Genomic DNA, 12,950 nt, shown 5'->3' with positions numbered 1-12,950 from the left:
TAAAAAAGAGGCCGGTCGGCCTCTTTTTTTATTCCAAATATTTACGTTTCAACTAGCTAGAAACTAATTATTCATAGCTGAAAACGGAGCGATTTTTAGGAAACACAAGAGATTAAAACATCGGTTCGTCAATTGTTTCAGTAAAAGGGTTTGAAAACATTCATATAAATCTTAAATAACGATAAAATGAAAAATAAAGCAATAGTAGGAAAAGTTTCTATAGCCCTTTTCGCTTCATGTATATCCAAAAAGAAATAGGCAACCTTGGAAGATAATTTATCTCAGACCAAGAGTACACTAACCAAGACGCAGGTAGCAAAGGAAGAACTGAAAGTTAAGTTCGCCAAAATAGAGGCACGCGCTGCAGGGTTCCACTCCAAGATAAACGCCTTAAAAAAGATAATCGACTCGCTGTTTAGCGATGTTGGGGATCTGAATATTGACAACAGCAGTGATGCTTAACATTTCCGATGAACTACTGTTTAACACCGTACACTATAAAATAAATAACAAAGCGGAGAAAATCCTTAGAAAATTGGCTGAGGTCATTAAATCCGAACCAAACATGGAAGTTATGGTAGCAGACCATACTGGCGCTAGAACCATAAACACGCCTACTAATCGATGACTGAGACCTGAGGCTAAAGCGTGCTACCTCCATCGTTCTGTAGCTACAAAAGCAGTACGATGTAAACTCAACACAATTAATTGCTGCTGGAAGAAGTAGCTACTTGCCTTTGGCTGAAAACGATTCCAAAGAGAATATGGCCAAGAACAAAAATTGTTATCCTTCCTAATTTGGACAAATTATTTGCCCTTTTGGATTTAGAGACTTTATCGTAAGTAGACTAAAAAAAAAGGGAAGCAATTGCTTCCCTTTTTTTATGACAAATTTTGAGAAATTAATACTAATTACCGGATGTCATGTTTTAAAATTATACGGTCTATAGAGTAGGTTTTTCGGCTTTTTAGTTTTTTTATTAATAACTCCTCATAAAATTAACACACATCCTAAAAACAATAATACAAGCTCTAAAAACTGAAAATAATGGATATATTCTATGAAATTATTAGAAATAGTGCCCTAAGTTTGCTTTCAACACCTTAAAAGAACTTAGTATTACTACTCTTTTCTACCCTCAAAGCTACCTTGTTTACTAAGTTGGTTATCTGAGTACGCTACGGTTATCAAATGACATTACAATTTGGTTGCCAAAATTTTTATCTATAAATCATCGCATTCGGTATCATAGGTGTTTTTTGTTTTAAATCGATTAGGAAGCCGTTAATTACTGCATATTCCAAAACTCCATTTTTCTCTAGGAAAAAGGTTGGATTTACTCCAGGTTGAATTCTCAATTCTGGAACTTTATAGGCTTTTCCTATCATATGAAATGGAACTGGTGAATTCAAAGCTGTAGCAGGAATATTGGCCACTCTAAGGTAGCCATAGCTGTTCCTTAATACTTCTAAAGGATTAAGTTCTTTCGCTGCTGACATCGCATTCAATACCTGCGGATATACTTTAGCCTGCTTAATAGTATGAGCACTGGCATCTAAGGTTTCGTAACCGTAATAAGTAGATAAGTCACCCTGATCGAAAACGCGACTACTATACCAAAAGGTATTATGGTCTTCATAATCCACTTCCATTTGATTAATACCTAAGTCGATTGTATAGGTGTTTCCAAGGAGCTCGTATGTTGCACCTAAGATTTTTAAATCAAACAACTTTCTATCGTTTTCCGGTATTTTTTCATATTCTGAAATGGGGATATCAGTATAATTTTGTTTGGCTATGGTGTAGATAGCGGAGAGAATGGATACATAATTAAGTTTTCTGATTTCTTGTTTCTCTGTATCATTTAAATATCCGCCAGATTCTATTAAAATAGTACTTGTCCCCCATTTCTGAATATTATCCCCAAATGCTCTGGGTTCAAAATCATCATTATACCTACCTACTTGTCCTGGTGCATACTGCTGCAGTATAGTGTTCATAAACACAATAATCTTCATGGCGTTAGCGCGAACCTCGTTAATGTCCTTCTCATAATTATAGGCTGGTGCTAAATAGGATATCGTAGCAGGTTTATCTGTTCGTTCTGCATTGTAGTAAGTGCTTTGGTCGTGAAGATTAAAGCCGAAATCGGCCTCTAGGCTATCACGTACCCTTTTCAATGTTCGACTTTCTGGTGATTGCAAACGCAAGGCGTCCCTATTTATATCAACACCCAACAAATTTCTTCTTTGAAATAATTCCGCTCCATCCGGATTTAGCATAGGAAGAAAATGAATCGTAAGGTTTTCCAATATAGCTTCCTTCTCTTGTTTAAAATCAGCACTATCAAAGAAATTTAATATGTCAAAAATAGCCTGTGTTGCCGTAGGCTCATCACCGTGCATTTGTGACCAAAGAAAAACACTCGTTTCTCCTGTGCCCAGACTAATCAAAGACAAGCTTTTTCCAGCGATAGAAGTACCCACTTTAGTGACCTTAAATTTTGAATTTATATTAGCTTTGGTAATCAAAGGAGCAATTTCAGCATGCTTTATTCTTCTTTTATTCAAGGACTCCTCCTTATAGGTCTCATAGGTATCGTATAACTCAGTGGTTATATCCTGTGACTGAGTTATTCCAAAAAAAGGAATAAAAAAAGTAATAAAGAGTCTTAAATATTTCATTATGGTCGTTAATTTGTAGTGTGATGTAAAAATAATATAATCCTATCAAAAGCCGTGTTTAGGATGATGCTATGATTTTGGTAATAGTTTGAAATTTAAATCATCGACTGCTTTTCTTACCTTTTCCATAAAATCGGCTCCAGGGTCTGTTTTTACTGTACGGTAGCCACTATCTTTCTCTAACCAAAGCGGATGATTTTCGAACAACGTATATTCATAATGACCTATCAAATAATCAATATCATATTTGTTTGACAAATAACGCACCAACCAAATATTCGATTTTAACTGGGCTTTAGTTAAGGGTTGCCCAATATCTCCTCCCACATTCTCCACGCCAATAGCACAATGATTTAAACCAATGACATGCCTTGCCATAATCGTTTCTGGTAAAAGTCTATAAACAGTACCATCACGATCTACCATAAATTGAGAGGACACATTTAAACCACTGACAGTTTTTATATCAGGTCTCCAATTAGGCAGCGTAGCATTCTCAAAAGCCTCGAACGATTTTTGAAGCGTTGGAATAACAGTCCAATGCAAGACAATCATTTTTGGTGTTATTTTAGGACTATTGGCTTTAATACCATAGCGCTGTTCAAGATACTCAAGCGTTAAAAGTTTGCGCTCCTGATCATATACTATAGGTTTATCTATAATGCGTATGGCCGATTTACAAGACGATAGGATCAAAACACTAATCGCAAACAGTGCTAGTATTCTCATTTTTCAACTGTATATAAAGAGCACTTTCTTACTCCTTAGGTTATTTCTATTTTTCTTCTGCCCCAATCTTTAGCCTTTTTTACATTTTCATCCCTATAAATGTCTATCCGATTCTGCCATCTTGGATGCATTTTATCCTTTACGATGTAAACACCATTAAAAGTATCAATTTTGACCAAGGTATTGTAATTCAATCCATTTTTTAAAAGATCTCTGGAAACTGCAATTCACTTAACACCTGGCTTAATGGAATCTCCCCACGCCATAATTTTAGAATGCTCATAGGATGTTTGTTCTAGGGTAAAATTATAAGCAGTAGCGGTTACCATTAAGGGTATCCAATGATACGGGTCTTCTTGTTCAACGAATTGCTTGCAAGAAAAACACAAGCAAATCGCTAATGTGATTAAAAACAGGTTGCGCATACTATACGTTTAGGTTATATATCGACCTTTAAATTTTTTGATTTATATATTTCCGATGTTGAAAAGATACATTTTTTTCAAAACTATTTAAAACATGTCGTTTTAACGTTTCGCACTCCCCTATTATCGTTTTCTGTTCGAAAATTCATGTGTTTTGATTAATTTTGCAAGGCTATGGAAAAAGAAAAAAAACCAGATTACATTGTTTTTGACGAGGAGACCCAGTCCTATAACGGAAAACTACTGCCTTATTCTAGCAGTGTTGCCGCACCAAAAATCACACCACCAGATGTTACTTCTTGGAAAAATACCAATATTGTAAGTGCAAATAACCAATTTAAAGCCCAATATGAGGCGATACAGGAGGAGTATAAACGCTTAATGAACGATTTTGAGCTGAACAATTTAGTCTACAGTGCCAAGTTTGGTTTTGAACCCATAGTAGGCAAGACCTATCATTTGTATCGATCCAAGGACGAAAGTTCTTTCTTATCCTTGATTTTACCGAATGAATGTAATTTTAACCATTTGGGCAGTTTTAAATTAGGGCCAAATAGAACTTGGGAAAAGGTATAATCTTGACAAGGCTACGTAACTAGAATCGTCTGGCATCATCGGAAAAGTTTTCTCTTTCTACTCAACCTTGGCCTTTTCTATTTTTTCTTTGTTATGGAAGACAAAATTTCAGTGGATATACCGTTCTTCTAGAAACGGTTCGCCCCCAAAAAGTAATGTATGTGTATTGGCTTCCACAACGGTCTTGCACGTATCGGTAACTTTACTAACCATAATGTTTTCCTTTTTTACGATTTCACCACATGCTTTTATGCTCCCTTCAACAATACAAATACCAATTTCTCCTTTTAGGTTATCTAAGCTATTAAGGGCATAGCGTTCTTTGGTTTTTAATTCAACTATAAACAAGGGTGAACGTACAGGAACTGGAGATTTTCTACCAAAGCCTCTTCCTGCGACCAAGGTACAACTCGCAGTCCCATCTTGCCAAGTGGGTAAATCCTTTACTTCAATATGACAAAATTCGGGATAAATATCTTCTAGATGTTTAGGTAGGACTACCCAAATTTGATAGCCAGACACCGTGAACCTAGCTCCATCCCTAAGATGTTTCGGAGTCCGTTACGTATGGTAAACACCTTTACCCGCAACCATTCAGTCTATAGACAATGGTTGTATCACCTGTTTCATTCCAATACTATCCTCGTGCATCAATTCTCCTTCCAACATATAGGTAAGGGTAGAAAGACCTGTGTGTAGATGCTGGTCCGCATTCATGAAGGTTTTTGGACCCAATATGGTAGGCTCATGTAATTGATAAATATAAACGGAGCTATCATGCGTTTCTTATGAAACGGAATTAATCTACCTACTAAAAAATCGCCAATAGCCCTACCGCGTTCTTCAATGATTAATCCGATGTTAGACATGATTACATTTTTTGTTAAATTTACAAAAATGATAATTTAAAATACATTGAAAAAGATAAAGTTCCTTCTCCCGATTATAGTAGCACTTATAGGTTTTATAGCTTGGAAGAACTACCCTAAACTAAATCTCATCTCTGGTTATTCCGCTAAAAACACGGCTTCCAACCATTTTATTGCCAACAGAGCATTGACCGATATTCAGGAAAAGGATAATGATATGCCTTTGGTAAAACTGGCTAGTTTGGAAGCGGTCAATAGCACTTCTATAATTAGTTCCGTTTATGGACTTATGCCTCGGGAAAGTATTTACCGGGAGGGTTTGGGTTGTGTATTGATTACTAAAGACTACGATAAATCACAAAAACTACTGCTACCAAAACGAAGTACATTACTTAATAAAAGACCTTTCCCCTTTGGAAACGCAGGGATAAAAGACACCGTTTTTGGGAATATTAATTATGACCAAGTTAACCAAGCAGTAAGCAACGCTTTTGCCAATTACGAAACTCAGAAAACCCGAACGGTTCTCATTGCGTACAAGAATGAAATTATATTAGAAAACTATAGTGCAGGTTTTACAAAGGAAACCCCGATTTTAGGATGGTCTATGACCAAAAGTGTTTTGGCTACGCTGTATGGTATTTTGGAACACCAAGAGAAAATCTCTATGGATTATCGACCCTTTGCCAATGACATACGAATGAAAAACACTAAAATCGGCATCACCCTAGACCATTTATTGCGAATGCAGAGCGGGTTGGCTTGGGAAGAGGACTACACCAAGATTTCAGATGTTACACAAATGCTATTTCTAGATTCGGATATGACATTAGTACAAGCCAAGAAAAAATCGATTGCTATACCTACTGAAATATGGAATTATTCCTCTGGAACAAGCAATCTATTGTCCGGCATACTGCGCGACCAGTTTCAAACACACCAAGACTATCTAGATTTTCCCTATACCAATTTAATTGATAAAATAGGGATGCACTCCATGCTATTAGAGACGGATATGGACGGAAATTTTGTGGGGTCTTCCTATGGATGGGCTAATACACGAGACTGGGCAAAATTTGGGCTTTTGTATCTAAACAAAGGTATGTGGAACGGAGAACGGTTGTTTTCCGAAGATTGGGTCGATTATATAACAACTCCTACCGCACATTCTGATGGCGTGTACGGAGCGCATTTCTGGTTAAATTCTGGCGGTAAGTTTCCGGATGTGCCTAGAGATATGTATTCTGCTAACGGATTTCAAGGTCAGTATGTTTTTGTAATCCCGTCAAAAGACCTAGTCGTGGTTCGTACCGGCCTGGCTGAAGACCCTGAATTTGATATCAATAAATTTTTAAGTGAAATTTGTGCATCAGTTAACTAGGAGAATCAGGAGACACTATTTATTTAGCTAATAGCCTGAAAAACAACAAAATTTGAGTTATTTAATTACCCCAGCTTGAAAGCAGCAGTACCTAGATAACCTCTTGTCTGATTCCTACCCGATTCTTAGTTTAAGCTTATATTGCCCCTCTTTTTAACGGTAAATACTACGCTTTATCCCCTACACCACAAAATACCCTAGGTTCACAACAATTCTTTCTCAAACCTGAACTCCTACCCTATATTTACAGTGTAACAAAAACGAATTAAAATTTTTCATTTTCATATAGTGTTCTCGTAAAAGAGTCTAGTCTTCACAGATTGGACTCTTTTTAGTTTAAGAAGCCTTTTCCTTTAGTTACAGTAAACTACTGTTAACTATTAAGCCTTACCGGCCTTACGAATTCTTAGTAATTCCTATCATTTTTTCCGTTCTATTGTCGGTTTATCATTTCAGTTTTTTTAGAATAATTACGGATTACAATAGTCGCAATACATTGGATCTTCAGTTGTTTTTTTATGAGGATATATATCTTCTCTTTTGAAATCACATTTTTGGCATTTACAAATAAAACTCAAAGTAGCGTTGGTGGGTGAGCCACACAAACTACATGCCAACCCTTTGTTTATTGCTGTAACTCCAAAACCTGGAACATTGCATTGGGGACAACAAGAGTTTATCTGATCAACCAATTTTTTCGTCGCATTTTCGATTACTGTCATCCGGCTTGGATTATGCAATGCTCTCATATCGGTTTCCGCGTAAACCGTATTGGACTTGTCAATCAGTTTTTGGAAAGCTTCTTTTAATTTTATGGTATCGGTTATCCCTTTGATTATAACACTATTGTCATTTTTTGATTTACGCAGTATGAGTCCGTGAGAAGGAAATTTTACTGATTCGGCAAAGTCAAACAGCTCCTTTTCTGTTTCAATTTCTTTACCATTAAAATTGGTTTCCATACTCAGTTCTCTAGCAATAATCTCTAGGTTGTTTTTTTTATCAATAAATATTAAAAACTCATCATCCGCACTTGCAAAAAATATTGATGGGTGAGCCCCAAAGGAACCTTCACTTGCTATTCCTAAATCACAATTACTGAGTTCCATTGCTGTTAAACATTTTTGTCTTGCAGTGGATATAGGGTCTTCTTCTCTTTCAATCTCTCCTGTAAAAGTACCAAGAGTATCCGTATCGAAACCTTCCTGCACAAAGCAAATGACCCCTAACGCTCTTTCCAAGAGTGGTGCGATTACTTTCTCCTTTTCATGTTTTGTGGCTATTACTAAATTTCTACCCTTGAACATGACAGATTGGTACTTTTAATGTTCATTTTCTTTTGTAAAATCCAATGCCATACCTCTTATGGTTTCATTCCAAACTCCATTATCAAGCACTAAATTTCCGTTCACAAATGTTTGTTCGATTTTTGTTTGAAATCTTGTGCCCTCCAATGGTGACCAACCGCATTTATAAAGTAGGTTGTCTTTAGCAACGACCCACTCGCTATTCAAATCCACCAAGGTCAAGTCTGCATAATACCCTTCCCGTATAAATCCTCTTTTCGTCATCCTATAGAGAATAGCTGGATTGTGGCACATTTTTTCGACTATTTTCTCCAATGAAATGTGACCTTTTTTATAAAACTCCAGCATACAATTTAGCGTGTGCTGCACCATTGGAGCCCCTGACATCGATTGAAAATAGGGCTTTTGTTTTTCTTCTATCGTATGCGGTGCGTGGTCGGTGGTTATAATATCTATTCTATCATCAAGTAGTGCTTTTAACAAGCCTTGTTTATCCTGTTCTGTTTTTATGGCCGGATTCCATTTAATCAGCATCCCTAATCGTTCATAGTCTTTGTCTGAAAACCAGAGGTGATGTACGGAAACTTCAGTGGTTATTTTTTTCTCTTGCAGCGGAATATCGTTCTGAAATAAGTGTGTTTCAGCTTCCGTGGTTAAATGTAGAATATGTAATCTAGCACTGTGTTTTTTTGCCAATTCAATAGCTCGTTTGGTTGCTTCATAACAGCCTTCCGTACTTCTAATTATTGGATGAAACTTTGCAGGAATAGCATCGCCATATTTTTCTCTAAAAGCCTCTTCGTTGGCTTCTACTATCTCCTCTTTTTCAGAATGAATGGCAATAATGGATTTACAATTAGCAAATAGCTTTTCCATTGTCTCTGGATTGTCCGCAAGTAGATTTCCCTTTTTGGTAAAATACAACCCGTCATCAGAAACGCCTATAAACTGGCTGGTGTCCATTTTTGAAACCTCGTCAATATTATCTCCATTTACACCAAGGAAGAACGAATAATTGGCCAAGGATTTTTTTGAGGCAATTTCATACTTTTCCTTTAGGCTTTCAACGGTTAAAATATTGGGAACTGTATTTGGCATATCAATAAAAGAAGTAACTCCACCTGCAATAGCTGCTTTACTTTCAGTATATAAATCTCCCTTGTGCGTTAGTCCTGGGTCTCTAAAGTGGACTTGACCGTCAATGATTCCTGGGAATAGGTGTTTACCCGTTCCATCTATTATGTTGTGGTTTGGTTCACCATCAATATTCCCGATTTGTTGAATACATCCGTTAGCCAAAAGTACATCTGCAACAAATGCTTTTCCTTCGTTTACAATAGTTGTATTCTTAATTAAAATACTATCCTTCATCGTTTATGTTCTGTTTTACATTCTGCTGTTCTAAAACGGGCACTACAACCCTAAAATCTCATTAATCGTATCGACTTTCCTTCTTTTCGGCGTAAACCTAAGGCAGCCATGTATCCTTACCAAAATCAGGCTTCCGCTTCTCTAAAAAGGCATTTCTACCTTCTTTAGCTTCCTCGGTCATATAGGCTAAACGAGTGGCCTCTCCTGCAAATACTTGCTGCCCTACCATACCGTCATCCGTTAAATTCATAGAAAACTTTAGCATTTTGATTGCCGTTGGAGATTTCTCCAGTATCTCCTGTGCCCATTCAAAAGCGGTGTCTTCCAAATCGTCGTGCGGGACAACGGCATTCACCATCCCCATTTCAAAAGCATCCTGTGCGGAATAGTTTCGACCCAAAAAGAAAATCTCCCGCGCTTTTTTCTGTCCTACCATTTTTGCCAAATATGCAGATCCGTAGCCACCGTCAAAACTGGCTACATCGGCATCGGTCTGCTTAAAAATAGCATGTTCTTTGCTGGCCAAGGTCATATCACAGACGACGTGCAAACTATGTCCACCACCAACCGCCCACCCCGGAACAACGGCAATAACTACTTTCGGCATAAAACGAATCATCCGCTGTACTTCCAATATATTTAAACGATGTTGACCGTCTGTACCAACATATCCTTTCTCTCCCCTAGCCTTTTGATCGCCTCCACTGCAAAAAGACCAAATTCCGTCTTTAGTCGATGGCCCTTCGCCAGATAACAATACCACACCAATAGAAGTATCCTCTTGGGCATCAAAAAAAGCTTTTATAAGTTCGCTAGTAGTGCTCGGTCTAAAGGCATTGCGCACATTGGGCCTGTTGAATGCAATACGGGCAACCCCATCGCACTTTTTGTACGTAATATCTTCGAATTCTATGGCGGTTTGCCAATTTGGACTTTTCATATAATTGTTTTTTTAATTGGGGACTTGTTTCTCGATGCTTCCCAGCTCAATTCCTTCAAAATACGTCACGCTCATGTTATTTTCATGAAAGACCTGTTTAATAGCCTTATGGACTTCAAAAGTACCTTCCCATTAATTATCAGATAAAACATAAGGGCGAATAGCTAGTGTGATATTATGACTATAAAAGTTTTTGATTCCTATTTCTGTTGCTAAACCATTAATCGTTACGGGAGTATTGGCGCGTACTGTAGTTATCATACCCCGTACTTTGGAAAAATATTCAGCATATGGAATATGAGTATTCAGCTCTAAACGAACCAAACCATTTTTAGAAAAACGGGTTACTAGGCTGTCCTTTATTTTTGTATTTGGAACACTAAGTGTCTTATTTTTCGGGGTTGCCAATAGGGTATTGAAAATTCCAATTCCCTCTAGCTTTCCAAATTTATTATCAATCTGAATCCAATTGTGGGCCTTATAGCATTTTAGACAAAGCATTAAAATACCGGAAGCAAAATTACCCAAACGTCCTTGCAGAAGGAGTCCTATCGCAAAACTCATAGCGGCTACCACCATAACCAATTCGGATAGCTGTACGCCAAGAATGGAGACTGCTATCCAAACTAAAATAATCTTTAGTACAGGAACCAACAACAAAATGGTAAACGGCCGCATGGTATCGGAAATACGCAGTCGCTCTAAGTTCTTGGACAATAAAAGGTCCAATTTTTTAAGCAGCTTGAAACCTATCCATAAAACGAAGATTGCTGCCAATATCCTTGGGGCGAAGAAAACAACATTATCTAGTATGAGCTGAGCGTAGTGTTCAACTTTATTCATGGTCAGTGTAATAAGTGTCTCACAAAAATAAGGCACTCGAAGGAATTAAAACAGAGTTTTTAATACTATTCCGGTTATACACATTGCAATTACAGCGAAGTTGTAATACTTCCCAGTAACTAGGGTTCCTTAAAAATCCGCTGCTACAAATGAAATCGACATAGTTAAACTTGTTAGGAAATACTATTCACCAGTAACTCTAAAAATCCATGTTTTTTCTTGGTACTTACCGTCAAGTTTGGACTCTCTAGCCTTTCTTGCGTCGGCTATAGAAGTGTATCGACCAAGATAGACATAGTTGTACTTATTGGTCTCCCTGTAGAAAGAACCTGCGGAAATCCCCCTCTTTTTCATATCTCCCATAAAGGCATCAAAATAGCGCTTTGTTCCGAAAACATTGGCGATTAAATAGTAGCCTGGTTCTAGATTTCCTTGTTTAGTTACTTCCTCATAGCGTTCGCCCGGTTTTGGTATTACAACTTCGTTCTTCAGTACCAAGCGTTCTGCTTCGGCCTTAGTATTGGCAATCTGGTTTAAGGAATCCTGTTGTCGCTGCACATTCAAGGCAATAGCCTCTTCACGAGCTTTTTCAATAACGTTTATGGAATCTTGTCTCTTTTGCCTTTTCTGGGCAACCATTTTCCGAAAGACCAAGGCCTGATTGGCCCTGTTAATAGAGTCAGCTTTACGTCTAAGGTCTCTTTTAGATTCCTTCACGGCGCCATCGGTATATTTACCCGACTGGCGAACCGAATCCCTATACTGTTTAGCTCTTATCTTATTCGAGCGTTCTTTAGCCTTTTCATCTTTTTTTGACGTAAGTTCTTCGGACATTTTTAACTCTTCCTCAAGCGCTTTTTCTTTCTCTTTTTGTTCTGCTATTAGTTGCTCTTCGGGCGGCTGTGCCTTTTCCAAACTTCCAAACCTGTAAGAGGTAACCAGTTCAAAAGTAGGGTCCACACCTTTCAATTCTGGACTGGTACCAAACTCGACCAAGGCGCCTATGGAAAAACGTTTTAGGAAGCGTCCGCCTGCACCTGCAGAAATACCGTAAAACGAATTATAACCTGCTTGTGCCCAAAATTTTTGGGAGCTTAAAATAGCGTTAAATCCGTATTGCGTATCAAACCCAGGAATCGATTTAAAATAAACCGCAGGGCGCAAATAGGAATTACCATCTGAGTTTAAAATTTCCATTGGGATATCATAACTAGCGAGTCCGAAAAACATTCTATCCGTAGGGCTCGTATTACGCTCATTGGTGCTCAGATTATAATCAAACATGTTTTCTGATACAAAACCAATGTTAAATTTGTCTACCCGCAAATTTAAACCTGGTGCCAACTGCAATACCATATCGTTCTCGGGTAATCTTTGTATGGGATTAGGCTGGAAAAGCCGCTCATCTGCCAATTTCTGTTGAAAGGCAAAAAAGTTTAAGCCTATTCCAAGTCGCACATTAGAACTAAAATCAATAGCATACGCATAGTTGATAGCAGCTCCTGTATTCAAGAAAATTCCCGTATTATTTTGAAAAAATGCACCACCTACCGCGGATTCTTCGTTTAGCTTATGGGTATAATTAAAGAAAATCGAGGTTGGATCGGCATCGTAAGTCTGCCACTGCCATCTTGCCCATAGGGCTGCGGAGGGGGCATTATTACGGTCCAACGCATACGCTGGATTTACAAGGCTGGAATTGTATTCTGTAATATTCTGTTGCCTAAAATCGTTTGGTAAAGGTGCGGTTTGTGCACGCACACCAAAAACTACAAAACCGATAAGAAATGCCCCGCAAAAATTTTTCATATGCAAAAAAACAAA

16 protein-coding genes are annotated in these 12,950 nt (G+C 37.7%); 4 read left to right on the top strand and 12 right to left on the bottom strand.

Annotation, left to right across the window (positions count from 1 at the left end; genetic code table 11):
- Positions 1 to 264 precede the first annotated feature (264 nt).
- Both Q360_RS27080 and Q360_RS27075 read left to right on the top strand, forming a co-directional pair.
- A complete protein-coding gene (locus Q360_RS27080) occupies positions 265 to 462 on the top strand; it encodes a hypothetical protein (RefSeq protein WP_027075819.1) in 198 nt (65 codons plus the stop codon).
- Complete coding sequence (locus tag Q360_RS27075) at positions 455 to 628, top strand: hypothetical protein (RefSeq protein ID WP_316931493.1); 174 nt, start codon at positions 455 to 457, stop codon at positions 626 to 628. Before Q360_RS27080 ends, Q360_RS27075 begins: the two co-directional genes overlap by 8 nt.
- 593 nt (positions 629 to 1,221) lie before the next feature.
- Here Q360_RS27075 and Q360_RS0103265 read toward each other — a convergent pair.
- From Q360_RS0103265 to Q360_RS26450, 4 genes are all read right to left on the bottom strand, one after another.
- Positions 1,222 to 2,685 carry a M14 family metallopeptidase gene (locus tag Q360_RS0103265; RefSeq protein ID WP_036194804.1) on the bottom strand — a complete coding sequence of 488 codons (1,464 nt, stop codon included), beginning with the start codon at positions 2,683 to 2,685 and terminating at the stop codon, positions 1,222 to 1,224.
- 69 nt (positions 2,686 to 2,754) lie between these two features.
- The gene (locus tag Q360_RS0103260) at positions 2,755 to 3,414 is read right to left on the bottom strand and encodes a peptidoglycan recognition protein family protein (protein ID WP_027075817.1); all 660 of its coding nucleotides are present in this window, start codon (positions 3,412 to 3,414) and stop codon (positions 2,755 to 2,757) included.
- Positions 3,415 to 3,449: 35 nt separating this feature from the next.
- Positions 3,450 to 3,608: an RlpA-like double-psi beta-barrel domain-containing protein gene (locus Q360_RS26455; RefSeq protein WP_245603165.1), complete on the bottom strand. Its 159-nt coding sequence runs from the start codon at positions 3,606 to 3,608 to the stop codon at positions 3,450 to 3,452.
- Between the two features lie 33 nt (positions 3,609 to 3,641).
- Complete coding sequence (locus Q360_RS26450; protein WP_245603163.1) at positions 3,642 to 3,839, bottom strand: hypothetical protein; 198 nt, start codon at positions 3,837 to 3,839, stop codon at positions 3,642 to 3,644.
- Between the two features lie 174 nt (positions 3,840 to 4,013).
- Between Q360_RS26450 and Q360_RS0103250 the strand changes: the two genes are divergently transcribed.
- Positions 4,014 to 4,415: a DUF2452 domain-containing protein gene (locus Q360_RS0103250; RefSeq protein ID WP_027075816.1), complete on the top strand. Its 402-nt coding sequence runs from the start codon at positions 4,014 to 4,016 to the stop codon at positions 4,413 to 4,415.
- Positions 4,416 to 4,523: 108 nt separating this feature from the next.
- Here Q360_RS0103250 and Q360_RS26445 read toward each other — a convergent pair whose 3' ends face one another.
- The 3 genes from Q360_RS26445 to Q360_RS26435 all read right to left on the bottom strand — a co-directional run bounded on the left by Q360_RS26445 (position 4,524) and on the right by Q360_RS26435 (position 5,284).
- Positions 4,524 to 4,937 (bottom strand): pirin family protein, encoded by a 414-nt coding sequence (locus tag Q360_RS26445; protein ID WP_245603162.1) that lies wholly within the window; start codon positions 4,935 to 4,937, stop codon positions 4,524 to 4,526.
- 72 nt (positions 4,938 to 5,009) lie between these two features.
- Positions 5,010 to 5,132 (bottom strand): pirin family protein, encoded by a 123-nt coding sequence (locus Q360_RS26440; RefSeq protein WP_245603161.1) that lies wholly within the window; start codon positions 5,130 to 5,132, stop codon positions 5,010 to 5,012.
- Positions 5,129 to 5,284, bottom strand: coding sequence for a hypothetical protein (locus Q360_RS26435; RefSeq protein ID WP_245603153.1), 156 nt, complete (start codon positions 5,282 to 5,284; stop codon positions 5,129 to 5,131). The genes Q360_RS26440 and Q360_RS26435 overlap by 4 nt, the downstream gene beginning before the upstream one ends.
- Positions 5,285 to 5,330: 46 nt before the next feature.
- Between Q360_RS26435 and Q360_RS0103240 the strand changes: the two genes are divergently transcribed.
- Positions 5,331 to 6,665, top strand: a complete 1,335-nt coding sequence (locus Q360_RS0103240) for a serine hydrolase domain-containing protein (RefSeq protein ID WP_027075815.1) — start codon at positions 5,331 to 5,333, stop codon at positions 6,663 to 6,665.
- 470 nt (positions 6,666 to 7,135) lie between these two features.
- Here Q360_RS0103240 and Q360_RS0103235 read toward each other — a convergent pair whose 3' ends face one another.
- The 5 genes from Q360_RS0103235 to Q360_RS0103215 all read right to left on the bottom strand — a co-directional run bounded on the left by Q360_RS0103235 (position 7,136) and on the right by Q360_RS0103215 (position 12,935).
- A complete protein-coding gene (locus Q360_RS0103235; RefSeq protein ID WP_027075814.1) occupies positions 7,136 to 7,972 on the bottom strand; it encodes a DUF6671 family protein in 837 nt (278 codons plus the stop codon).
- A gap of 15 nt (positions 7,973 to 7,987) precedes the next feature.
- Positions 7,988 to 9,343 carry a dihydroorotase gene (locus tag Q360_RS0103230; protein WP_027075813.1) on the bottom strand — a complete coding sequence of 452 codons (1,356 nt, stop codon included), beginning with the start codon at positions 9,341 to 9,343 and terminating at the stop codon, positions 7,988 to 7,990.
- A gap of 97 nt (positions 9,344 to 9,440) precedes the next feature.
- Positions 9,441 to 10,283: a 1,4-dihydroxy-2-naphthoyl-CoA synthase gene (locus tag Q360_RS0103225; protein ID WP_027075812.1), complete on the bottom strand. Its 843-nt coding sequence runs from the start codon at positions 10,281 to 10,283 to the stop codon at positions 9,441 to 9,443.
- A gap of 132 nt (positions 10,284 to 10,415) precedes the next feature.
- Positions 10,416 to 11,126, bottom strand: coding sequence for a mechanosensitive ion channel family protein (locus tag Q360_RS22130; protein WP_245603149.1), 711 nt, complete (start codon positions 11,124 to 11,126; stop codon positions 10,416 to 10,418).
- Positions 11,127 to 11,309: 183 nt separating this feature from the next.
- On the bottom strand, positions 11,310 to 12,935 hold the full coding sequence (locus Q360_RS0103215) for a PorP/SprF family type IX secretion system membrane protein (protein ID WP_156949988.1): 1,626 nt from the start codon (positions 12,933 to 12,935) through the stop codon (positions 11,310 to 11,312).
- Positions 12,936 to 12,950: the final 15 nt, after the last annotated feature.

It is taken from the genome of Maribacter antarcticus DSM 21422, from assembly GCF_000621125.1.
Lineage (GTDB): Bacteria > Bacteroidota > Bacteroidia > Flavobacteriales > Flavobacteriaceae > Maribacter > Maribacter antarcticus.
This window is presented reverse-complemented; position numbering and strand designations above follow the sequence as displayed.

What these genes read in the sequence shown, in the direction of transcription:
- Q360_RS22130 (WP_245603149.1), bottom strand. Translation starts at nt 11,126, where the DNA reads ATGAATAAAGTTGAACACTACGCTCAGCTCATACTAGATAATGTTGTT.
- Q360_RS27075 (WP_316931493.1), top strand. Translation starts at nt 455, where the DNA reads ATGCTTAACATTTCCGATGAACTACTGTTTAACACCGTACACTATAAA.
- Q360_RS0103250 (WP_027075816.1), top strand. Translation starts at nt 4,014, where the DNA reads ATGGAAAAAGAAAAAAAACCAGATTACATTGTTTTTGACGAGGAGACC.
- Q360_RS0103230 (WP_027075813.1), bottom strand. Translation starts at nt 9,343, where the DNA reads ATGAAGGATAGTATTTTAATTAAGAATACAACTATTGTAAACGAAGGA.
- Q360_RS0103215 (WP_156949988.1), bottom strand. Translation starts at nt 12,935, where the DNA reads ATGAAAAATTTTTGCGGGGCATTTCTTATCGGTTTTGTAGTTTTTGGT.
- Q360_RS26440 (WP_245603161.1), bottom strand. Translation starts at nt 5,132, where the DNA reads ATGAATGCGGACCAGCATCTACACACAGGTCTTTCTACCCTTACCTAT.
- Q360_RS0103225 (WP_027075812.1), bottom strand. Translation starts at nt 10,283, where the DNA reads ATGAAAAGTCCAAATTGGCAAACCGCCATAGAATTCGAAGATATTACG.
- Q360_RS26435 (WP_245603153.1), bottom strand. Translation starts at nt 5,284, where the DNA reads ATGTCTAACATCGGATTAATCATTGAAGAACGCGGTAGGGCTATTGGC.
- Q360_RS26450 (WP_245603163.1), bottom strand. Translation starts at nt 3,839, where the DNA reads ATGCGCAACCTGTTTTTAATCACATTAGCGATTTGCTTGTGTTTTTCT.
- Q360_RS0103265 (WP_036194804.1), bottom strand. Translation starts at nt 2,685, where the DNA reads ATGAAATATTTAAGACTCTTTATTACTTTTTTTATTCCTTTTTTTGGA.
- Q360_RS0103260 (WP_027075817.1), bottom strand. Translation starts at nt 3,414, where the DNA reads ATGAGAATACTAGCACTGTTTGCGATTAGTGTTTTGATCCTATCGTCT.
- Q360_RS0103235 (WP_027075814.1), bottom strand. Translation starts at nt 7,972, where the DNA reads ATGTTCAAGGGTAGAAATTTAGTAATAGCCACAAAACATGAAAAGGAG.